The organism is Streptomyces sp. NPDC060232 (assembly GCF_042726555.1).
In the GTDB taxonomy this organism is placed as follows: domain Bacteria; phylum Actinomycetota; class Actinomycetes; order Streptomycetales; family Streptomycetaceae; genus Streptomyces.
Genome location: NZ_JBHXAG010000027.1, coordinates 58,925 through 81,460 on the forward strand (window position 1 = coordinate 58,925; position 22,536 = coordinate 81,460).

General features: G+C 73.6%; 14 protein-coding genes. 6 read left to right on the forward strand and 8 right to left on the reverse strand.

Annotated features, from left to right (window positions below):
* The first annotated feature begins 15 nt into the window (after nucleotides 1-15).
* The gene (locus ACFWFZ_RS29865) at nucleotides 16-2,367 is read left to right on the forward strand and encodes a YfhO family protein (protein WP_387126265.1); all 2,352 of its coding nucleotides are present in this window, start codon (nucleotides 16-18) and stop codon (nucleotides 2,365-2,367) included.
* Nucleotides 2,368-2,391: 24 nt separating this feature from the next.
* On the opposite strand, the gene ACFWFZ_RS29870 is transcribed toward ACFWFZ_RS29865, so the two are convergent.
* The 3 genes from ACFWFZ_RS29870 to mfd form a co-directional block, all read right to left on the reverse strand.
* Nucleotides 2,392-3,975 carry a protein kinase gene (locus ACFWFZ_RS29870; RefSeq protein WP_387126267.1) on the reverse strand — a complete coding sequence of 528 codons (1,584 nt, stop codon included), beginning with the start codon at nucleotides 3,973-3,975 and terminating at the stop codon, nucleotides 2,392-2,394.
* The gene (locus tag ACFWFZ_RS29875; RefSeq protein WP_387126269.1) at nucleotides 3,972-4,604 is read right to left on the reverse strand and encodes a hypothetical protein; all 633 of its coding nucleotides are present in this window, start codon (nucleotides 4,602-4,604) and stop codon (nucleotides 3,972-3,974) included. Before ACFWFZ_RS29875 ends, ACFWFZ_RS29870 begins: the two co-directional genes overlap by 4 nt.
* A gap of 169 nt (nucleotides 4,605-4,773) precedes the next feature.
* Nucleotides 4,774-8,307, reverse strand: a complete 3,534-nt coding sequence (gene mfd, locus ACFWFZ_RS29880) for a transcription-repair coupling factor (RefSeq protein WP_387126303.1) — start codon at nucleotides 8,305-8,307, stop codon at nucleotides 4,774-4,776.
* 409 nt (nucleotides 8,308-8,716) lie between these two features.
* Here mfd and ACFWFZ_RS29885 point away from each other — a divergent pair, with 409 nt between their 5' ends.
* Nucleotides 8,717-9,988 (forward strand): DUF2079 domain-containing protein, encoded by a 1,272-nt coding sequence (locus tag ACFWFZ_RS29885; RefSeq protein WP_387126306.1) that lies wholly within the window; start codon nucleotides 8,717-8,719, stop codon nucleotides 9,986-9,988.
* Nucleotides 9,989-10,074: 86 nt separating this feature from the next.
* Here ACFWFZ_RS29885 and ACFWFZ_RS29890 read toward each other — a convergent pair whose 3' ends face one another.
* Nucleotides 10,075-12,669: an ABC transporter permease gene (locus ACFWFZ_RS29890; RefSeq protein ID WP_387126271.1), complete on the reverse strand. Its 2,595-nt coding sequence runs from the start codon at nucleotides 12,667-12,669 to the stop codon at nucleotides 10,075-10,077.
* The gene (locus tag ACFWFZ_RS29895; protein ID WP_387126308.1) at nucleotides 12,666-13,442 is read right to left on the reverse strand and encodes an ABC transporter ATP-binding protein; all 777 of its coding nucleotides are present in this window, start codon (nucleotides 13,440-13,442) and stop codon (nucleotides 12,666-12,668) included. The genes ACFWFZ_RS29890 and ACFWFZ_RS29895 overlap by 4 nt, the downstream gene beginning before the upstream one ends.
* A 400-nt stretch (nucleotides 13,443-13,842) precedes the next feature.
* Between ACFWFZ_RS29895 and ACFWFZ_RS29900 the strand changes: the two genes are divergently transcribed.
* The gene (locus ACFWFZ_RS29900) at nucleotides 13,843-15,498 is read left to right on the forward strand and encodes an MDR family MFS transporter (RefSeq protein ID WP_387126273.1); all 1,656 of its coding nucleotides are present in this window, start codon (nucleotides 13,843-13,845) and stop codon (nucleotides 15,496-15,498) included.
* A gap of 84 nt (nucleotides 15,499-15,582) precedes the next feature.
* The gene (locus ACFWFZ_RS29905) at nucleotides 15,583-16,425 is read left to right on the forward strand and encodes a hypothetical protein (RefSeq protein ID WP_387126275.1); all 843 of its coding nucleotides are present in this window, start codon (nucleotides 15,583-15,585) and stop codon (nucleotides 16,423-16,425) included.
* A 91-nt stretch (nucleotides 16,426-16,516) separates the two neighbouring features.
* Here the strand turns inward: ACFWFZ_RS29905 and ACFWFZ_RS29910 are convergent, their stop codons facing one another.
* The 3 genes from ACFWFZ_RS29910 to ACFWFZ_RS29920 form a co-directional block, all read right to left on the reverse strand.
* A complete protein-coding gene (locus ACFWFZ_RS29910) occupies nucleotides 16,517-17,389 on the reverse strand; it encodes a cellulose-binding protein (RefSeq protein WP_387126277.1) in 873 nt (290 codons plus the stop codon).
* A 170-nt stretch (nucleotides 17,390-17,559) separates the two neighbouring features.
* Complete coding sequence (locus tag ACFWFZ_RS29915) at nucleotides 17,560-19,848, reverse strand: SUKH-4 family immunity protein (RefSeq protein WP_387126279.1); 2,289 nt, start codon at nucleotides 19,846-19,848, stop codon at nucleotides 17,560-17,562.
* A 7-nt stretch (nucleotides 19,849-19,855) separates the two neighbouring features.
* Nucleotides 19,856-20,851 (reverse strand): SMI1/KNR4 family protein, encoded by a 996-nt coding sequence (locus ACFWFZ_RS29920; protein WP_387126281.1) that lies wholly within the window; start codon nucleotides 20,849-20,851, stop codon nucleotides 19,856-19,858.
* Nucleotides 20,852-21,081: 230 nt separating this feature from the next.
* Between ACFWFZ_RS29920 and ACFWFZ_RS29925 the strand changes: the two genes are divergently transcribed.
* Together ACFWFZ_RS29925 and ACFWFZ_RS29930 are read left to right on the forward strand one after the other, a co-directional pair.
* Nucleotides 21,082-21,642: a YwqJ-related putative deaminase gene (locus tag ACFWFZ_RS29925; RefSeq protein WP_387126284.1), complete on the forward strand. Its 561-nt coding sequence runs from the start codon at nucleotides 21,082-21,084 to the stop codon at nucleotides 21,640-21,642.
* Between the two features lie 2 nt (nucleotides 21,643-21,644).
* Nucleotides 21,645-22,151: an SUKH-3 domain-containing protein gene (locus ACFWFZ_RS29930; RefSeq protein WP_387126287.1), complete on the forward strand. Its 507-nt coding sequence runs from the start codon at nucleotides 21,645-21,647 to the stop codon at nucleotides 22,149-22,151.
* Nucleotides 22,152-22,536 lie beyond the last annotated feature (385 nt).

The window sequence follows — 22,536 nt, forward strand, 5'->3', positions numbered from 1 at the left end:
CAGGGTCGGCCCACCATGTCGACACCGCACCGCTCGCCGCGCCGCCGCAGTCTGTCCGGTTCGGCGCTGGCCGCCCTGCTCACGGCGGTGGCCGTGTGCGCCGGGGACGCCGCCGCCCGCGTCTTCCCGTACGGATCGCGCCATCGCAGCGTCAACGACCTCGGCAATCAGTTCGTACCCTTCCACGCGCACCTGTGGGACCTCCTGCACGGCCGCGCGCGGGGCGGGCTGCTGTTCAACTGGCAGTCGGGATACGGTACGAGCTTCCTGCCCGACCTCGGCACCTACCTGACCAGCCCGCTCTCCGTCCTCGTCGCCGCCTTCCCGCGCGCCGACATCGACCTGGCCGTGTACGTCGTCACCGTGCTCAAGACGGCGGTCGCGGCGGCGGCCATGGCCTGGCTGCTGCGCACCCTCCACCGGGGGCCGTGGTGGGCGGCCGGACTGCTCGGGGCCTCGTACGCGCTGTGCGGCTGGTCGGTGATCGAGGCCTCCTACAACCCGATGTGGCTGGACGGGCTGATCGCGTTCCCCCTGCTGTGCCTGACCGGTGAATGGGCCCTGCGCGGGCGGCGGGTGCTGCTCGCCCCGCCGGTCGTCGCCGTGTGCTGGACGTCGAACTTCTACACCGCCTACATGGCCACGCTCGGCGCCGCGCTGGTGGTGCTGGTACGGGTGGTGCTGACCCGGGAGGGCGTGCGGACCCGGATCGCGGTGATCGCCCGGGCGGCCGCGACCACCCTGCTGGGCATCGCGCTGGCGGCGCCGGTCCTGCTGCCGCTGTTCCTCAGCTCGGGTCAGGCCTACCCCGGATGGGTCAGGGAGTTCCGGCCGGTGTCCTGGGCGGACCTCTTCGCGCGGCTGCTGCCGGGGACGTACTCCTTCTCCTCCCCCGCCGTGTTCGTCGCCGCCGGCACCCTGCTGCTGGTCGCCGCGCTGCCCTTCCACCGTTCGGTACCGCTGCGCGACCGGCTGTGGTGGACGGGACTGACGGCGGCCGTGGCGCTCTCCCTGCAGTGGGCGCCGACCCATCTGGCCTGGCACCTGTTCGCCACCCCGAACGGCAGCCCGTACCGGCAGACCTTCGTCCTGGCCGGGATCGCCGTCATCGCCGCATGGACCGCTCTGGAGGGCGGCCTGCCGCGGCCGGCGGCGCTGGCCGCGGGCACGGGCCTGCTGGCGGCCGCCGCGCTGTGGGCCCGCGGCAGCACGCTGACCACGACCTGGGGGTACGCGCTGTTCGCGGCCGGCCTGGCGCTGTCCGGCGCGGCCTGGTGGGCGCTGCGCCATCGCCGCCTGGCGCTCCCGGCGGCCGGGCTGCTGGCCCTGGTGCTGCTCGCGCAGGCGGCGGCGACCACCGCCTTCGGCCACCAGGGCAAACTGGGCGGCCTCGACGACTACCCGTCCTGGGGGCGGGGCCACACCGCGCGCGCCCGGGCCCTCGCGGCGGCCGAGGGCTGGCCGGCGTACCGCACCGACCCGAGCCGGCCCGCCCTGTCGGGCAACGACCCGCTGCTGCTGGGCGGGGAGGGCGGCTCCTACTACAGCAGCCACACCCCCGAGGTGTTCACGCGGACGATGGTCGCGCTCGGCGCCGGCTGGACCTCGCGCGGCCGCAACGTCCAGAGCCTCGACAACCCGGTCACCGACGCCGTCTTCGCGGTCGGCGCCCGCCTCCAGCCGGACGGCTCGGTGCTGCGCGCCGAGGTGCCCCCGCTGGTGACGACCCGCCCGCCCGGCGCGCCCCTCTCCTACGGCGACTCGCCCTTCGCCAACCAGGAACTGCTGCTGGGCGCCCGCGTGTACGAGGACCCGCTCGCGCCCGGGGTCTGCCGCGCGGGCACCGAGGCCTACCTGTGGGCACCGGAGTACAACGCGACGGCCCGCCTCGCCGACGGCCCGGCCTTCCGGCTGAACGGCAACGCCCCCCGCAACCGGGCGGCCCTCCAGCCGATGGGCGTCTCCCGCGGCACCTCCTCGGCGCTGGTCTTCGACGCGGCCCCGCCGCCGCGCTGGGCCCTGTCCTGTCTGGACCGCCCCCGCCTCGACGCGGCGGTGGCCGCCCTGCGCGCCTCGGCCGCGACCTCGGTCCGGGTCGGCTCCTCCGGCGTCCTGGCCGATCTGCCCGCGGGCACCACGGGCACGGCGGTCCTCTCCGTCCCCGCGATCGCCGGATGGACGTGCAACGACCGGCCCGCATCGGCCCACCTGGGGCTGGTCGCGGTGCCCCTCACCCCCGGCACCGCACAGGTCGCCTGCTCCTTCCGCCCGCCCGGGCTGCTGCCCGGACTGTCGGTCGCGGCGGCGGCCCTGGCACTCCTCGCCGTCACCGCCCTGCAAACCGGCCGCGGCCGCCGGCCGGCGTGACGGCACCGGCCCTTCGGACCGACGTCAGCGGACCTGGCTCAGCCACTGCAGGGTGCGGCGTATCTCCGACGGGAAGGGGTGGGTCGGGCCGTGCAGCCGCTCCGCGTCGAACAGCAGCCGGGCCAGGGCGTCGTGGGCCGCCGGGCGGTCGCCGAGGGAGAGCAGCAGGTGCGCGATCCGGCGGCGGATCTCCAGCGGCAGGGCCTGGTCCGGGTTGGCGTAGCGGTTCTCGAAGTACGGGAGCAGCGAGCGGTACTCCGCCAGGGCGGCGGCCGGCTCGCCGAGCTGCTCCAGGCACTGCGCCGCGTCGTAGCGGAACCGCAGGGACTGGGGGTCGCCGGCCGGGAACTCCTCCGCCAGGCGACGCAGTTCGGGCAGGGCGCGGCGGTACTGGCCGTCGTCCATCAGGGTGGCCGCGTACTGCTTGCGCAGGGAGCGGACCACCGGTGAGTGCTCGCCGTGCTCGGCGGCCGCCGCGGGGAGGATCCCGCCGAGGATGTCCACGGCCTGCGTGAGCCGGCCCTGGTCCAGGAGCGTGCGGGCCTGGTCCACGGCGCCCGGGATGTCGGGTTTGCTCGGCACCGGCACCGGCGCGGGGGTCCGTGTGGGCGTCGGCGCGGACGCGGGCGGCACGGGGGTGCCCGTCGGCGTGGACGTCGGCGGCGTGGTCGGCCGCGGCGGGATCACCGCGGCCCGGTCCGGCCAGGGGGCCTGGGGGCGGACGAAGGGCCGGGTCGGGTCCAGCGGGCGGACCGGCCCGCGGCCGTCGCGGGCCGGGAGCAGCGGGGCGAGGGCCTCGTAGACCTCCTGTGCCGAGGACGGCCGGTCCTGCGGGTCCTTGGCGAGGAGGCGCATCAGGAGCGCCTCCAGCTCCTGCGGGACCTCCGGGCGCTGCGGGCGGACCGGGACCGGGGCCTCGTACAGGTGGCGGTGGAGCACGCCCAGGGCGGTGGACCCGGCGAAGGGGACGTTGCCGCTGAGCAGTTCGTACAGGAGCACGCCGAGCGCGTACAGGTCGGTGTAGGGGCCCACAGCGCCGCTCATCGCCTGCTCGGGCGCCATGTACGCGGGGCTGCCTATCGGCGTGCCGGTGCTGGTGAGGCGGGTGGTGTCGGTGTCCATCACCGAGGCCACACCGAGGTCGAGGACCAGGACGGTGCCGTCCGGGCGGACCATCACGTTGCGCGGCTTCAGGTCGCGGTGGACGATCGGCACCGCGTGCACGGCCGACAGCACCGAGCACAGCTGCGCGACGACCGCGACCGCCCACTGCCACGGGTACGGGCCGTGGGCGGCGAGGTGGTCGGCGAGGTCGGAGCCCTCGACATAGCCCATGACGAGGAACAGCTCGTCGCCGTCGCTGCCCGCGTCGTGGACGGTGACCAGGCCGGGGTGGTCCACCTGGGCCGTGACCCGGCATTCGCGCACGAAACGGCGGCGCAGCTCCTCGGCGACCGTGCCGGGCCCGGCGACCTTGTCGGGGCGCAGCAGTTTGACGGCGACCCGCCGGTCCAGACGGCGGTCGTACGCCGTCCACACCTGGCCCATGCCGCCCTGTCCGAGGATGCTCGCCAGCTCGTAGCGGTCTCCGATGAGGCGTTCGGTCACTGCTGCGGATCCCGGAAGGCGGTCTGGTTCGGGTCCTGGTGGTGCCCGCCGGGCGGCGGGGTCTGCTTGCGCAGCAGCTCGCTGAGCTCGTCGAGTTCGGCGCGGACCTGCCCGATGCGCGGCGGCGGGGTCGGCTGCGGCGGCACCTGCGGGGCGGCCGGCGTCTGGCCCGAGATCACGGTGGGGGCCTGGGCGGCGTGCGGGTAGCCGTAGGACGGCGAGGTCTGCTGCGGGTGGTTGTAGGGCGTGGGCTGCCCCGGGTACCACGGCGCGGGCGCCGCCGCCCTCATGGCCTCGTGGTGCTTGATGTCGGCGACGAGGAAGTACACGCAGATCGCGAAGCCCATGAGGATCGAGCCACCGGCGCCGAGGTTGCCCTGCCAGCCGTTGACGTCGGGGGTCGGGTCCAGCTGGATCAGCGTCATCCAGACGACGGCGAGCACACCGCTGACCACCAGCAGCACCCAGTCCCGGGACCTACGGGTGACCAGCGCGAGCCGCAGCATCGAGCCCCACGCCAGGAAGCCGCAGCTCAGGATGGGCAGCAGCATGAACACCACGCGCAGTGTCACCACGCCGCCCGAGGTGGACTGGGGGGCGTGCTGCGGCGGAAGGCCGGGGCCGTGCATCGCTGCTCCTGACGGGCCGTGCGGAAGAGGTTTCGGGTCTGAGGGTATACAGCGTTCCCGGCCATCAGTGAGGGGATGCGCGCAACCGTTGCAGGGTCGCAGCACGGCCCCCTGCGGCGCGCGCGGGCCGCGGCCGGGAGCACGGGCTCCCGGCCGCGGCCGTACGCGTCTACGCGCCGAGGATGGTGGTGAGGAACTCGCCGGTCCAGGCCAGCAGTTCGCGGCCGACCACCGGCTTGCCGCCGATCTTGCCCGCCTTGGGGCGCGGGACCAGGACCTGCGAGGTCGCCGGCTTGAGGACCGTGCCCGGGTAGAGGCGCCTCAGCCGCAGCTCCTGCGACTCGCGCAACTCCACCGGCCCGAAGCGGATGTTGTTGCCCTGGAGGGTGATGTCGCCGACCCCGCAGGCCCGTGCCAGCATCCGCAGTCCGGCCACCAGCAGCAGGTTCTCCACCGGCTCCGGGAGCTTGCCGTAGCGGTCGGTGAGCTCCTCGCGGACGGCCTTGACGTCCGCCTCGGAGGCGGCCGACGCGATGGACCGGTACGCCTGCAGGCGCAGCCGCTCGCCCGGCGCGTAGTCGTGCGGGACGTGCGCGTCGACCGGCAGCTCGATCTTGACCTCCAGCGGCGGCTCCTCCTCCACCCCGCCCTCCACGGCGGCCCGGTAGTCGGCCACCGCCTCGCCGACCATGCGGATGTACAGGTCGAAGCCGACGCCCGCGATGTGACCGGACTGCTCGCCGCCGAGGAGGTTGCCCGCGCCGCGGATCTCCAGGTCCTTCATCGCCACGTACATGCCGGCGCCCATCTCGGTGTGCTGGGCGATCGTCGCGAGCCGCTCGTGCGCGGTCTCCGTCAGCGGCTTCTCCGGCGGGTACAGGAAGTAGGCGTACCCGCGCTCGCGGCCGCGGCCGACGCGGCCGCGCAGCTGGTGCAGCTGCGACAGGCCGAAGTTGTCGCCGCGCTCCACGATCAGGGTGTTGGCGTTGGAGATGTCGATGCCCGACTCGACGATGGTGGTGGAGACGAGGACGTCGAACTTCTTCTCCCAGAAGTCGACGACGACCTGCTCCAGGGCCTGCTCCGACATCTGGCCGTGCGCCGTCGCGATCCGCGCCTCGGGCACGATCTCGCGCAGCTTGGCCGCCGCCCGGTCGATGGACTCGACCCGGTTGTGGATGTAGAAGCACTGCCCCTCGCGCAGCAGTTCACGGCGGATGGCCGCGCCGATCTGCTTCTCCTCGTACGGCCCGACGAAGGTGAGCACCGGGTGGCGCTCCTCCGGCGGGGTGGTGATCGTCGACATCTCGCGGATGCCGGTCACCGCCATCTCCAGGGTGCGCGGGATCGGCGTCGCGGACATGGTCAGCACGTCGACGTTGGCGCGGAGCTTCTTCAGCTGCTCCTTGTGCTCCACGCCGAAGCGCTGCTCCTCGTCGACGATGACCAGGCCCAGGTCCTTGAACTTCGTCTCCTGCGAGAACAGCCGGTGGGTGCCGATGACCACGTCCACCGATCCCTCCCGCAGGCCCTCCAGCGTCGCCTTCGACTCGGTCTCGCTCTGGAAGCGGGACAGCGCCTTCACGTTGACCGGGAACTGGCTGTAGCGCTCGGAGAAGGTCCCGAAGTGCTGCTGCACGAGCAGCGTGGTCGGTACCAGGACGGCGACCTGCTTGCCGTCCTGGACGGCCTTGAAGGCGGCGCGCACCGCGATCTCGGTCTTGCCGTAGCCGACGTCGCCGCAGATCAGCCGGTCCATGGGGACCGACTTCTCCATGTCCTCCTTCACCTCGGCGATCGTCGTGAGCTGGTCGGGGGTCTCCGCGTACGGGAAGGCGTCCTCCAGCTCGCGCTGCCAGGGGGTGTCGGGGCCGAAGGTGTGGCCGGGCGCCGCCATGCGCGCGCTGTAGAGCTTGATGAGGTCGCCCGCGATCTCCTTGACGGCCTTCTTCGCGCGCGCCTTGGTCTTGGTCCAGTCGGCGCCGCCGAGCCGGTGCAGGGTGGGGGCCTCGCCGCCGACGTACTTGGTGACCTGCTCCAGCTGGTCGGTGGGGATGTAGAGGCGGTCGCCGGGCTGCCCGCGCTTGGCGGGGGCGTACTCCACCAGCAGGTACTCGCGGGTGGCGCCCTGCACGGTGCGCTGGACCATCTCGACGTAGCGGCCCACGCCGTGCTGCTCGTGGACGATGTAGTCGCCGGCCTCCAGGGTCAGCGGGTCGATCGTCTTGCGGCGGCGGGTCGGCATCCGGCCGAGGTCCTTGGTGGCGGTCCGCTGCCCGGTCAGGTCGGTCTCGGTGAGCACGGCCAGGCGCAGCACCGGGTCGACGAAGCCGTTGTCGATCGATCCGCAGGAGACGTGGACCAGGCTCGGCTCCAGGGTGCCCAGGTCCGGCTCCAGCCGGGCGGCGATGCCCTCGCCGGCGAGCACCTCGACGGTGCGGGCGGCCGGGCCGTGGCCCTCGGTGAGGTAGACGGTGTGCCAGCCGTCGGCGATCCAGCCCTTGGTGTCGGCCAGGGCGCGGGCGGTGTCGCCGCGGTAGGCCTCCGGGGCGTGCATGCCCAGCTTGAGGGTGTCGGCGGCCAGGTCGGTGTCGTCCGCGGCGAACGGGGAGACCGACCACCACATCATGTCCAGCTCGCGGGCCCGGTCGCGGACGTCGGCGATGCCGCGCAGCGAGGCCGCGCCGACGTCGATGGGGGCGTCGCCGCCGCCCGCGGTGGCCGCCCAGGACGCCATCAGGAACTCCTGGCTGGTCGCGACGAGGTCGGCGGCCCGGGTCCGTACCCGCTCGGGGTCGCAGACGACGGCCATCGCCCCGGCGGGCAGCACGTCGATCAGCAGTTCCATGTCGTCGACCAGGACCGGGGCGAGGGACTCCATGCCCTCCACCGCGATGCCCTCGGCGATCTTGCCGAGCAGCTCGCCGAGCTCCGGGTGGGCCTCGGCGAGGGCCCGGGCCCGCTCCCGCACGGCGTCCGTCAGCAGCAGCTCACGGCAGGGCGGCGCCCACAGGCCGTGCTCGGCGATCTCCAGGGACCGCTGGTCGGCGACCTTGAAGTAGCGGATCTCCTCGACCTCGTCGCCCCAGAACTCCACGCGCAGCGGGTGTTCCTCGGTGGGCGGGAAGACGTCGAGGATGCCGCCGCGCACGGCGAACTCGCCGCGCTTCTCGACCAGCTCGACGCGTGCGTACGCGGCGGCCGCCAGCGCCTCGGTGACCTCGCCGAGATCGGCGGTCGCGCCCTGCCGCAGGCTCACCGGGACCAGCTCGCCCAGGCCCTTGACCTGCGGCTGGAGCACGGACCGGATGGGGGCGACGATCACGCTGACAGGGCCGGCGGCCGGGTCGTCCTTGCTGGGGTGCACCAGCCGGCGCAGTACGGCGAGCCGGCGGCCCATGGTGTCGCTGCGCGGGCTGAGCCGCTCGTGCGGGAGGGTCTCCCAGGAGGGGTAGTCGGCCACCTCGTCGGGCGGCAGCAGGGAGCGCAGCGCGGCGGCCAGGTCCTCGGCCTCGCGACCGGTGGCGGTGACCGCCAGCACGGTCCGCTCGGTCTGCCGGGCCAGCGCGGCGATCACGAAGGGGCGCGCGGCGGCCGGTCCGACGAGGTCCACGTGCATGCGGTTGCCGTCACCGGCCGCGGTGACCGCCTCGGTGAGGGCGGCGTCCCGGGTGACGGCGTCGAGCAGTCCGTGCAGGCTCATGAGGAGGCTTTCCATCCGGTGAGGGTCTGGGCGTGAGGGTGTGAAGGGGCAACGCGAAGCACCCGACACGTCGTACGGGCCGGGGGTTCCCACCCTACGACGGCGCCCGCACCGACGCGCGAGGGATTCGGGTCACGGCGCGGGCGCGGACCCGCCACATCCTGGTGGCGTTGCTCCCGCTTTACGATGTTCCCGTAACCACCGCCTGAGCTCGCCGCGTCCTTGCCGCAGGAGTTCACGCCGAACGGCCGAGGAGCACGAGTCCGTGACGAGCGATGCCATAGCCCGCCCGGCACCGGCCCCCCAGGCCCCGCCCCGGGCGGCCGCGCCCCGCTGGGCCGGGCCCTGGCTGGTGGCCTGCGGGCTCTTCCTCGTCTACCTCGTGCTGTCCGTCGGCCGGTTCCGGCGCATGGACTGGGCCTCCTGGGACCTGGGGATCTTCGAGCAGGCGATCCGGGCGTACGCCCACCTCCAGGAGCCCGTCGCCGACCTGAAGGGGCCGGGCGCCAACATCCTCGGGGACCACTTCAGCCCGATCATCGCGCTCATCGCGCCCGTCTACCGGGTCTTCCCCGGCCCGATCACCCTGCTGGTCGTACAGGCCGCGCTGTTCGCGCTCTCCGCCGTGCCCGTCACCCGGGCGGCGGGGCGGCTCCTGGGCCGGGCCCGCGGGATCGCCGTCGGCGTCGCGTACGGCCTGTCCTGGGGCATCCAGCGGGCGGTGGAGTTCGACTTCCACGAGATCGCCTTCGCCGTGCCGCTGCTGGCCTTCGCCCTGGAGGCGGTCCTGGCCCGGCGCTGGCGGGCCGCGCTGCTGTGGGGGCTGCCGCTGCTCCTCGTCAAGGAGGACCTCGGCTTCACGCTGGCCGCTCTGGCCGTCGTGGTGGCCTGGCGCGCCCGCGCCACCGACCGGCGCACCGTCTGGACGGCGCTCGGTGTCGCCGCGGCCGCCTGCGTGTTCGCCGTACTGGTGTTCACCGTGTTCATACCGGCCTTCGCGTCCGACGGCTACGGCTACTGGAACAAGATCGACGGCGGTGGGCCCTTCGCCGGCCTCGGCACCAAGCTGGCCACGCTGGGCTGGGTGCTGATCCCCACCTCCGGCCTGCTGGCCCTGCGCTCGCCGCTGCTGCTGGTCGCCGCTCCCACCCTCGGCTGGCGGTTCCTGTCCGGGGACGACCACTACTGGTCCACCGACTGGCACTACAGCGCCGTGCTGATGCCCGTCGTCGCGCTCGCCCTGGTCGACGCCGTCGACACCGTCCGGCGCGGCGACCGGGCCCGGCTGCGCGCCTACGCCCTCCAGATGCCCACGGCGGTGCTCGCCGCCTCCCTCGCCCTGGCCATGACGAGCATGCCGACCGCCAAGCTCACGGAGGCGTCCACCTACGAGAAGCCCGAGCGCGTCGTCGCGATCGAACGGCTCCTCGACAGGATCCCCGACGGCGCCACCGTGGAGGCGGACACCACCCCGCTGACCCGGCTGACCTCCCGCTGCCGCGTCCTGTGGATCGGCGGCAGCAAGGGCGTCGTCCCCGACTGGATCACCATCGACAACGGGAACAAGTGGGCCGGCGAGGACCCGACCGGCTACGCCTCCCAGCTCCACCCCGGCGAGCGGTACACCCTGGTGGGCGAGGCCGGCGGGGTCGTCCTGATGCAGCGCGACACCACCGGCTGAGCGGGCCCTTACCGGACCCGAAAAGGCGCAGGCCCAAGGCAGTGAGTCCCGGGCCTGCGCCTCCCCCCGTACGAACGCGGCGCCGGCTACTCGCTCGCGATCGCGTTCAGGACGTTCATCCGGCCCGCCCGGAAGGCCGGGACCAGTGCGGCGAACAGGCCCACGAAGGCCGACGCGGCGAACACCCCGATGATCGTCGGCCACGGGATCTCCAGGACCTTCAGGCCCTCCAGCGCCAGCAGCTGCTGCGCGGTGGCCCCCCAGCCCATGCCCAGCCCGAGGCCGAGCAGCGCGCCGAAGAGGGCGATGACCACCGACTCCAGGCGGATCATGCGGCGCAGCTGGCGGCGGGAGAGGCCGATGGCACGCATCAGGCCGATCTCGCGGGTCCGCTCGACCACCGACAGGGCCAGGGTGTTCACGACACCCAGCACCGCGACGATGATGGCGAGGCCGAGGAGGCCGTAGACCATGTTCAGCAGCTGGCCGACCTGGTCCTTCAGGGCCTGCTTGTAGTCGGCCTGGTTGCGCACCACGTACTGCGGGTACTCGCCCATGGCCGCCTTGACCGATGTGTACGCGGCGGCGTCGGACTGCCCGTCCTCGGCGGTGGCCAGCAGCATGAAGGGCAGCGGCATCCGGTCCGCGGGTACGTTCGCCCGCGCGGTCTCGGTGCTGATGTACGCCATGCCCTTGTCGAGGTTGCCCTCGTCGCTGGTGATCGCCGCGACCTTGAGCTTGACCGTCCTGCCGCCGGTGAAGGCGACCGTCATCTCGTCGCCGAGCTTGATGCCGTGCTTCGTGGCGTACAGGGAGCCCACCGACATGGAGCCCTCGCCGTAGGCCGCCGCGTGCTCGCCGGCCGTCATCTTGCGCCGGATGTCCTTGGCGTACGTCGGGTCGGTGGCGCCGAGGCCGGTCTCCTCGGTGGTGCCGTCGGGCGCGGTGAGCGTGACGTCCACCTGGCGGTAGGCGGTGACGTGGTCGAGGCCGGCGGTGGCGCGCAGGGCCTGCTCGGCCTGCGGCAGGACGGGCTGGCCGGACTCGGAGGCGACGATGTAGTCCGCGCCGACCGACTTGTCGAGCTCATCGGTCGCGGAGGCCACCATCGAGGAGCCGACCACCGACAGGCAGGCGACCAGCGCGAGGCCGATCATCAGTGCGGCAGCGGTGGCGCCGGTGCGGCGCGGGTTGCGCAGGGCGTTGCGCTCGGCGAGCCGGCCCACGGACCCGAAGGGCCGCAGGACCACACCGGAGAGCACCCGCACCACTCCCGCGGCGAGCAGCGGGCCGATCACGATGAAGCCGATGAGGGTGAGGACGACGCCCAGGCCCAGCCAGAGGGATCCGGCCGCGGCCTTCTCGGCGGCCGCGGCGAGGTAGAGCGAGGCGCCGCCGATGCCGGTGAGCACCAGTCCGAGCGCGGCGCGGACGCGGCCGGCCTTCTTGTCGTCCGGGGTTCCGGACTCGCGCAGGGCGGCCATCGGAGAGACCTTGCCGGCGCGGCGGGCCGGGACGTAGGCGGAGACGACGGTCACGACGACGCCGAGGACGATGCCGACGACGGGCGTGGTCCAGGCGACCGTCAGGTCGTCGGTGGACAGGTGCATGCCCATCTGGCCCATGAGCGCCATCAGGCCGACGGCCAGGCCCACGCCCGCCGCGACGCCCAGGACCGAGCCGACCACGCCGAGCAGGAAGGCCTCGACGACCACGGACTTCAGGACCTGTCCGCTGTCGGCGCCGATGGCACGCATCAGGCCGATCTCACGGGTGCGCTGGGCGACCAGCATGGAGAAGGTGTTGAAGATCAGGAAGATGCCGACGAGGAAGGCGATGCCGGCGAAGCCGAGCATCACGTACTTCATGATGTCGAGGAAGGCGCCCACGTCCTTGCGGTTGGCGTCCGCGGCTTCCTTGGCGGTCTGCAGCTTGTACGCGTCCGCGCCGACGGCCTTGAGCGCGCTCGCGACGTGCTGCTTGAGCTGCTCGTCGCTCACCCCGTCCTTGGCGGTGACGTTGACGTGCGTGAAGGAGTCGGCGGAGCCGAGCAGCGACTGCTGCGCGGTGGCCGTGTCGAAGTAGACGACGGCCGCGCCGGGGTTGGTCACGGTGAAGGCGGCGATACCGGTGATCCTGGCGCGGACGTCGCCGGTGATGGCGATGGTGCGCAGTTCGTCACCCAGGCCCAGGCCGTGCTTCTTCGCGGTGTCGGCGTCGACCATCACCTCGGTGGGGCCGCGCGGCGCCTGACCGGAGGTGATCTTCATGGACCTGAGCTCGTTGTCGCTCCAGTTGCCCGCGATGGTCGGGGCGCCGGTGGTCGAGCCCATGTTCTCGTTCTTGGAGTTGACCACCGTGACGGCCATCGAGACGACGCCGCCCTCGGCGCTCTTGACGCCCTCGGCCTTCTTGACCTGCTCGACGACCGAGCCCGCCAGCGTCTCGGGCTTGCCGCGGTCGGGGGCCTCGTCCCCGCTCTCGGCGGACTTGGGGCTGACGGTCACGTCGGAGTTGGTGACGGCGAACAGCTTGTCGAAGGTGGTGTTCATGGTGTCGGTGAACACCAGGGTGCCGCAGACGAACGCGACGGAGAGCAGGACCGCGACGGCCGAGAGCGCCATCCGCCCCTTGTGCGCGACGAAGTTGCGCCGCGAGGTCTTCAGGACCGTGTTGCTCATGAGGTCCGCCCGCGCGCGTCGAAGTCCTTCATCCGGTCCAGGACCTGGTCGGCGGTGGGTGCGTGCATCTCGTCGACGATCCGGCCGTCGGCCAGGAAGATGACGCGGTCGGCGTAGGACGCGGCGACGGGATCGTGGGTGACCATGACGATGGTCTGGCCGAGCTCGTCCACCGAGCGGCGCAGGAAGCCGAGGACCTCGGCGCCCGCGCGGGAGTCCAGGTTTCCGGTCGGCTCGTCACCGAAGATGATCTCGGGGCGGGCGGCGAGGGCGCGGGCCACGGCCACGCGCTGCTGCTGGCCGCCGGACAGCTCGGTCGGACGGTGCCTCAGACGGCCGGCCAGGCCCACGGTCTCCACCACGCGGTTCAGCCACTCCGCGTCGGGCTTGCGGCCCGCGATGTCCATGGGGAGCGTGATGTTCTCCAGGGCGTTGAGCGTGGGCAGCAGGTTGAAGGCCTGGAAGATGAAGCCGATCCGGTCGCGGCGCAGCCGCGTGAGCTTCTTGTCCTTCAGCCCGGTGATCTCGGTATCGTCCAGGTGGATCTGACCGCTGGTCACCGTGTCGAGGCCGGCGAGGCAGTGCATCAGCGTGGACTTGCCGGAGCCGGAGGGGCCCATGATCGCGGTGAACCGGCCGCGCATGATGTCCACGTCCACGTCGTCGAGGGCGACGACACGCGTCTCCCCGGAGCCGTAGGCCTTAACGACCTTCCGCGCCCGGGCCGCGACGGCAGCATGCCCTCCAGTACCCCCGTGCCTGGTTTCGGTCATTGCCGTTGTCACGGTCTGTCTCCTTCTTCGAATGCGTGCCTGTGCGTACGTGCGTGTGCGTGCGTGTGCGTGCGTGCGTGTGCGTGCGTGCGTGTGCGTGCGTGTGCGTGCGTGCTCCGCCGTGATGAGTCTCCGGCGGCAGGGCCCTACGGCGCGCTGGTGCCCGTAGCCGTATCCACCCGGGGGTTAACCCCACCCGGCCCTCCGGTTCGTATGCTCCAGTCAAGGAGACGCCGGGCGCCTCCACCTCCTCCGACGGGAGGAAAGACCCCTGGCCCGTAGTGCGGAGGGGCCCCTAGGGGTTGTCCGCCCTTCGGACGACACGGCCTGAGGGATACCGCCCGCAGGGCGGCGGTGAGATGGTGTCCCCCGCAAGTACGTGCAAGGGGAAGGAATCTCGGTGCCGGCAGCGGACAGCACGGACGCAGGCCCGGACGGCATACCCGCCGGGCGTGCGGACGCCGCCCCCGGCGCGGCCGTTTCGGCCACGGGCACGAACACGGGCGGTGCCGCGGGCGGGGGTACGGACCGGGCCGCCGGCGGAGGTACGGACCGGCCGGCCGGACGCCCCGCGGCCCCCGTGGTCGCCTCCCTGATGCTCGGCATGGCCCTCGTCGCCCTCGACAGCACCATCGTCGCCACCGCCGTCCCGCAGATCGTCGGCGACCTCGGCGGCTTCTCCGTCTTCTCCTGGCTCTTCTCCGGCTACCTGCTCGCCGTCACCGTCACCCTGCCGGTCTACGGCAAGCTGTCCGACACCTTCGGCCGCAAGCCCGTCCTGATCTTCGGCATCGGCCTCTTCCTCATCGGCTCGCTGCTGTGCGCGTCCGCCTGGAACATGGCCGCCCTCATCGCCTTCCGCATCGTCCAGGGCCTGGGCGGCGGCGCCCTCCAGGGCACCGTCCAGACCCTGGCCGCCGACCTGTACCCGCTCAGGGAACGCCCGAGGATCCAGGCCCGCATGTCCAGCGTCTGGGCCGCCTCGGCCGTGGCCGGCCCCGCCCTGGGCGGGCTGCTCGCCTCCTACGCGCACTGGCGGTGGATCTTCCTGATCAACCTGCCGCTGGCCGCCCTCGCCCTGTGGATGGTCACCCGCCACCTGACCGAGCCGGTACGCTCCCCCGGCCGCCGCGGCCCGGTCGACTACTGGGCGGGCGCCCTCGGGGTCTTCTGCTGCGGCGGACTCCTGCTCTTCGCGCTCGTCCAGGGCGGCGTCGCCTGGCCCTGGCTGTCCGCCCCCTCGCTGGGCCTGCTGGGTGCCAGTGCCGTCCTGGCCGCCGTGGTGGTCCGGGTGGAACGGCGCGCGGAGGAACCGATCCTCCCGGGCTGGGTGTGGCGCCGGCGCACCATCGCCGCCGTCAACCTGGCCATGGGCGCGCTGGGCCTGCTGATGGTCGCCCCGATGGTCTTCATGCCGACCTACGCCCAGTCCGTACTCGGCCTCGGACCCGTCGGCGCCGGACTCGTCATGTCCGTGATGACCCTGAGCTGGCCCGTCACCGCCGCCCTCAGCCAGCACGTCTACCGGCGCATCGGCTTCCGCAACAGCGCGGCTGTCGGCATCGGCCTCGCCGCGGTGATCCTGTACTGCTTCACCCTGCTCCCGTACCCCGCCCGGCCCTGGCAGCCCGCCCTGATCATGCTGCTGCTCGGCGCCTCCCTCGGCCTCTTCCAGCTCCCGCTGATCGTCGGAGTCCAGTCCACCGTGGGCTGGGCCGAACGCGGCACCACCACCGCCTCGGTGCTCTTCTGCCGCCAGGTCGGCCAGAGCGTGGGCGCCGCCCTGCTCGCCGCCGTCGCCAACGCCACCATCGCCGCCCGCCTGGCCGACGCCCCCGTGGCCGGACTCCCGCACCACCTCGACGACGTCGCCCAGGCCCTGGAACACCCCGACCTGCTCCCCCGGGCCGCCGCCGACCACCTGCGCGAAGCCGTGTCCGCCGCCGTGGAGCACATCTTCCTCGGCGCGGCGGCGGCCGCCGTGGCCGCGCTGATCGTCCTGCTCCTGGTGGCACCCCGCAGATTCCCGGTCCTGCCCGAACTGCGCGAGGACTGAACCGCCGGCGCCCGGAGCGCCGCCTTGTCATGGCCAGGGCAATGGGCAACCCTCGTACGCAGCACCGTCATCCGGGGGGACACCATGGCATCCGCACTGTGCGCACTGCTGTTACTGGCCGCGCTGGCCGGCCCGCTCTGCCTGCGGCTGAGACGCCACCCGGCCTTCGTCACCGGCCGCGACGGCCGGCTCTCCACCTCCACGGCACTCGCCCTGGCCTGGACGGTGATCCTGGTCTGGCTCCTGCTCGCCATCCTGGGCTACGGCCTCACCGCGGGCGGCGGAGTGACCTACTTCCGCGGCGCCGACGGCCCGCTGTCCACGCTGGCGACGGTGTACCTGCCGCTGCTCGGAGGCCCGTACGTGGCGCTGATCGCCGCCAAGACCGTCGTCGGCCTGCGCGTGGAACACGGCAGCCTGGCCAAACCGGCCGCCCCGCCGACGGCGTCGGGCCGCCGCCCGCTGCGGGAGCTCATCGCGAACGACAGCGGACGCACCGACCTCGTCGACCTCCAGTACGTCACGCTCAACGCGATCACGATGCTGTACGTCGTCCTCTTCTTCCTCGCCGACGCGGGCGCGGGCCTGCCCCGACTGCCCGAGGAGATCTGGGCCCTGACGGGTGCTCCGGCGGGTGCCTACCTCGTCAACAAGATCGCCACCCGCGCCAACCCGGTGATCACCGGCGCCTCCGTCTCCGGCGACCACCTCACGGTCGAGGGCGGCGGCTTCGCCGACGCCCGCCTCACCGTCGACGGCACGCCCGTCCCCACCAGGACCGACCCCCTGACCGGCTCCCTGACCGCCCCCCTCCCGCCCCAGGCGCACCCCCCGCTCACCCTGGTGGTCACCGCCCGCGGCCTCCGCAGCGACCCCTACTGCTACGAGCCCCCCGCCATCCCGGCACAGCCGACCAGAAGCCGGTAGCCTTTGCGCAGTCCGGGACGGCACCCGGCCCCGGCCCCGGCACCGGCCCCCACACCCCCGCCCGGCCGACGCGCCCCGGGGGCGAGTCGGTTCAGCCCTCCGCAGGAGCCCGCCCCGTCAGCGCCGACAGACTGGCCTTCACATGGGCCATGTGCGCCCGCATCTCCTCCTGCGCCTCCACATGCTCCCGCAGCACCCGCTCCGTCTCCCGACCGATCCGCTCCTGCGCGACCCGCGCCTGCGCCAGCAGCTCCGCGGCCCGCGCTTCCGCGTCCTCCTGCCCGTGCCGCGCCGCCTCCTCCGCCTCCGCGTACCCCCGCCGCGCCTCCGCCAGCCGGGCCTGCGCGTACCGCTCCGACTCCGCGTGCCGCGCGTCCGCCTCCGCCTCCCGCGCCGCCAGCTCCCGCCCCGCCGCCTCCCAGCGCTCCCCCTGCTCCCGCTCCCGCTCCACCCGCGCCGCTTCCGCCTGCCGCCGCACCTTCGCCAGCACCGCCTCCGCGTCCGCGCGCCACGCGGCCGCGTCCTGGCGCGCCCCGGCCCGCAGCTCGTCCGCCTCCCGCTCCGCCCGCAACAGCCCCTGCCGCGCCCGGACCTCGGTCTGCTCCCGCACCGCCTCCGCGTCGCCGCGCGCCAGTTCCGCCACCCGCTCGGCGCGCGCCCCGGCCGCGTCCAGCGTCGCGGCCGCGTCCGCCCGCGCCTCCGCCCGTACGGACTGCGCCTCCTCCTCCGCCAGGAGCAGGATCCGCCGGGCCCGTTGGCCCAGCTCGTCGTACGTCTGCGGAGCGAGCCCGGCCACCACCTCGCGCAGCCGCGCCGCCTCCGCCTCCATCTGCCTGGCCAGGACCGTCAGCCGCGCCACCCGCTCCCAGGCCTCGTCACGGCTCCCGGAGAGCCGGGCGAGATACCGGTCGACCTCTTCGATGCGGTAGCCGCGACCGCGCACGGTCCCAATGGGTGCACTCATCCTGGATGCGCCTCTCTCGCGGGGATTCCCGTCAAGGATGCGCCATTTGCTCCCTGAAGCCCGAATGGCCGGGCCGAGACCCCCTCCGAGGGTCCCGACCCGGCCACTCACGCTCACGCTCACGCCACGGTCAGCCAAGGCGTGTCATGCCGCGCCCTGTCAGACCGCCATCACAGCAGCCCGTCCCACATCTGCTCCAGCAGCACCGACCACCAGCTCTCCGGCGACGACAGCGCGGCGCTGTCCAGCCCCGCCAGATTCGCCTGGAAATCGACGGTCCAGCGTCCCGCCTGCTCCGGCGTCAGATGCTGACGCAGCCGCCACATGTGACCCAGCATCGCCATCGAGCGCACGAACTGCGGCAGGCTTGAGTTCACGAACTGCGGCGGCACCGGGGCACCCCCCGGACCGCCCTCCACCGGCACGGCCACGATGTGCGCGGTCCCGTACTGCACGCACAGCGCCTTGCCGAAGTCGCTGCCGATCACGAGGTACGAGCCCGCGTCCGTCGCCGGCTGCACCTGCCGCTGCGCCGCCAGCTCGGCCAGCGTCGGCACCGGCTGCCCCGGCACCGCCTGCGCCCAGAAGAACGGCCCGAAATCGACCGGCAGGCCGGCCCACATCAGCGTCTGCGCCACGATCTCCGGCACACCCTGACGGGACACCGCCCGCTGGTCGAAACGGAACACGCCCTGCGGGCCGAACGCCGCCGCCAGCTCCTGCCCGATGGCGTCCAGCGGGATCGCCGGCTGCAGCGGAACCTGCGGCAGCGGCGCGCGCACCGGCGCCGGGCGCGCCGGACCGTCGGCGACCTGGTGCAGCTCGCCCTGATGGGTGAGCAGGTGCCGCATGCCCTGCTGGCGGCCCGCATGGTCCTGCCCGTACGGAGCGACGCTCGTGATCCGCACCTGAGGCCACGTCTCCCGGATCATCCGGGCGCAGTAACCGCCGGGCAGCTCGCAGGACTCCAGCTCGGTGTGCAGCTCCAGCACCTGCTGCGGCGGCACGTTCATCGCGCGCAGCTCGTAGAGGATCTGCCATTCCGGGTGCGGGGTACCGGGCGCCGAGCGGCGGATGAGCTGCTGCTCGGAGCCGTCGGGAGCGCGGTAGCGCAGCACGGCCTGGTAGCCGGGGCCGACCGTGGGCGCACCCGTCGGGGCCTGCGGCTGCGCCGCGGGCCCGCCGGGCGGCGGCCCGGGCGGACCGGGGGGCTGCGGTACGCCCGGACCCGCGAGCATCGTCGCGGCATGGTCGAGCCCACCACCGGGCGCACCGGGAGCCCCCGGCGGACCGGGGGGCTGGGGTACGCCCGGACCCGCGAGCATCGTCGCGGCGTGGTGGGCCCCGCCACCGGGAGCCCCCGGCGGACCGGGAGGCGCAGGCGGCTGCGGCGCACCGGCACCCGGAGCCCCGGGCGGACCCGGAGGCGCCGGCGGCTGACCCGTGACAGCCGGACCGGCCAGCATCGTCGCGGCATGATCGAGCCCACCGCCGGGCGCCCCGGGAGCCCCGGGAGCACCCGGCGCAGCGGGCGGCGCCGACGGCTGCCCCGTACCCGGAGCCCCCGCGGCGCCCGGCCGCGAGACCCGGGCCTTGCTCGTCGGTGCGTCCGCGATGTCCTGCGGCGAGGACCCCAGCGCGGGCACGATGGCGGTCCTCGGCAGCTGGCTGCCGCCCGGCATCAGCGTCGTCTTCGCCTCGGAGGCCACCCCGGAGGGCGAGGGCGCGTCCTCCAGGTCCGACCCGGACAGCGGCGGCGCGAACACGGTCGCCGGCAGCGGCACGGACGCGTCGTCGGCGCCGGAGTTCACATCGGTCCCCGCCCACGGCGTGGCCCCGGTCGGCACCGCGGCAGCGGGAGTCGCCGGAACGCCGTCGTTGGCCGTCGGCTCGTATGGGATCTCACCACCGCGCCGCAACGGCACCGCGTCCACGGCGCCCGGAACGGCAGCGGGAGCCTCGGCCGGACCGGACTCCGCCGCGACGGAAGCCCCCGCCGACCCCGACTCGGCATCCGCCCCAGACGCCGACTCCGACGGCGTCGCGGAAGCGGGGGCCGCCGCCGCGGCCGGCGCGCGCGGGATCCCCGCGCGGTCGGCCGCCTCCTGCAGCCACTCCGGCGGACTCAGCATGAACGACGTCTGCTCCGAGTCGATCCGCGGCGGCGGAACCGAAGCCTCCGAAGGCGGCGTCGCGGCCGCGGCCCCGTACTCCTCCTCGTACCGGCGGATCACCTCACCCACCGGCAGCCCCGGCCACAACGTCACCTCGCCGCTGTCCCGGGCGATGACCAGCCGCTGCCGGCCGCCGCCCGACACCGGACCCGCCGCGCGGTCCTCCGCCCACACCACGAACCCGAGCCCGAACTCCCGTACGCGCACCTCCCGGTGCTGGTACGCGGGCACGTCCCCGTTGATCCACTCCTCGGCGCGCTCCTGCGCCTGCGCAAACGTCACCATCGCGCCGTCACCCCTCATCCGAACCGGTAACCGCCACCGGAACCGAACGTGCGAATCCGCCGTCCACCATCAGACCGGCCACCGTCTCCAGTTCCGGCGGGTTACCCGCCAACCGCTCCAGAAAGGAGTCGAAATCACCGCCGCACGGCAGCAACAGCCGCTCCACGCGCTCCTGCACCGACCATCCGTCCTGGTCGCGTGCGTCGTCGTAGGGGGAGAACCACACCGATCCGATGCCCTCGCCCTTCACCTTCAGCGCGAGCAGCCCGCCCTGCGCGAAGGCGACGCAGAGGTAGTCCTTGGTGAGGTGGTCGCGCAGGCACTTGTTGACGTACACCAGATCATTGATCGCGGCCTCCTCACGCACCGTGAAGAACGGCTGGTCGACCAGCACGCCCAACTCCACGTCCAGGCCCGCGCCCACCGGCGCGCAACCGCCCGCGGCCTTCAGGAACGAGCGGTACGACTCGGGCAGCCGGTAGCCGAGGTCCTCCTCGACCCCCTGCACCTGCTCCTCGCCGACCGACACCACCGACTTCGGCAGCCCCAGGTGCACCGGGCGCACCTCCTGCAACGGCCGCGTCCCGCGCTTCTCGTGGTCGACCGATGTCGTCACCAGACCCGCGTGATGCCGCAGCAGCGCCTTCACCTCGACCGGGACCAGCTCCATGCGCCGCGAACCCGCCACGTGGTGCCAGGTCCAGCCGTGCGGGGTGGCCACCGGCCCGACCGTGTCCCACAACGCGTGCCCCGCGGCCTTCATCGCCGCGTTCGCGGACACGTAGTCCGTCAGCCGCAACTCGTCCACGCCGAAGCCCTCGGGCGGTTCGGCGATCTCCACCGCCGCACGCGCGTAGGCGGAGAAGTCCGGATACCCGTCGCCGTCCATCCGCACTCCGTGGGGATGCCGAGCGGCCCGGACCGGGTCCGGGAAATGCACGACCTGCCCCGAGTAAGCGGCGTTGGGTGGCGCGGCCTGCTGCCCGAGCCGACCTGTCGTCATGGCGGTAGCCCCCTGCTGGATCTGGCTGGTTCACCACAGCCTATGCGCTGGGGCAAGAGGCTCCCCCGCCCGCGACCCGCACACCAGCGCGAGGGCCAGGAACATCCGAATTGATACGAAAATTCGACCCCGCTTCCGTATGACAGATGACATTTGGCAGGCTGTCCCCGCAGCACGGGGGCGTGCGCGAAAGCGGTCACCACCGCCGCCACGGGAGGGAAAGCGCGACCATGCAGAACACGGCAACACGTACGGATCCGGGCGACGGCACCGCCGGAGCGGCCGGCACACCCGCCGAAGCGGGCGGCCCCACCGGTGACCCACGCCTGCGCTGGAGCAGCAGCAACGGCCGACCCACCCCACCCGTCCTGCGCTTCCGCCGGGACGGCATCCTGCCCACCGTCGCCGCCGCCCTCTCCGTACGCGGCGAGATCCTGACCGGAACCGCCGGCAAGGCCGACCAGCCACCCGCGCTCCACCCGCTCGTCCAGGACTTCCTGGACACCCTCACCAGCGGCCAGCGCGAACGTTTCACAGGCCGATGTCCCGAGGCGATACTGCTCTCACGCCATCTGGCCGCCGTCGAGGGCGCCCGCTCCCGGCGCGCCTCCCGCAAACCCCTCTCGCCCAGCGAGGCCCGCCGCTCCCTCAAGCACGCGAAGATCACCGCCCGGCGCATCCGCGAGGACGGCGACCCCCTCCACGGCAGCTACGCGCCCCCCTGCCGCTCCTGCGACGCCCTCCTCGCCCACTTCGGCGTACGCTCCGTCGACCTCACCCCAGCCGAGTAGCCATGACGACCACCTCCGCGTCCTACGACCGCTCCTCGACCACCCGCTTCCCGGTCGCGGTGGACTCCGCGCTGCGGACCGCCGGGTGGGAACCCGGCCGCTGGGACATCAAGCAGGCCGAGTACTGGGCCGACGCCCTGCGGGACCACACCACCCCCGCCGGCCACCGGCACACGGTCTTCCCCGCCGCCGTCGAGGCCTGGGCCGAGTTCGGCGGCCTCACCGTCACCGCCCCCGGACCGGGCCGCCAGATCGCCCCGGTCCCGGTGCGCATCGACCCCCTCACCGGTCTCCACCTCGCGCGTACCTTCGCTGACCTGGGCCGGGCCCTGTCCACCGAGCTCTGCCCGCTCGGGGTCGAGGCCGACGGGGGGTCCCACCTCGCCCTCGACCGCGAGGGCCGCGTCTACGGCATCGACCACACGGGCGACTGGTACCTCGGCCCCACGGTCGACGAAGCCCTCACCCTGCTCCTGACGGGCCTCCAACCCACCCGCCTGACCGCCTAGGGGCTCCCGCGGCGGGTAACAGTCCGGGGCGGCCCCGGGCCCGGGTCTCCGCCCTTCCGCTCCCGCGGCGGGTAGCAGCCCGGAGCACGCCCCGGGCCCGGGTCTTCGCCCTGCCGGGCGGGGTGGTGCTGGGGCTCCGCCCCAGACCCCGCGCCTCAAACGCCGGCGGGGCTGGAGTGGTGCGGGCCGGTCGCGGCGCCGGGCAGGGGTGTCTCCTCGGCTCGGCGCCCTTCCGCTCCCGCGGCGGGTAGCAGTCCGAGGCGCGCCCCGGGCCGGTGTGCTGGGGCTCCGCCCCAGACCCCGCGCCTCAAACGCCGGCGGGGCTGGAGTGGTGCGGGCCGGTCGCGGTGCCGGGCAGGGGTGTCTCCTCGGCTCGCGCGTGACT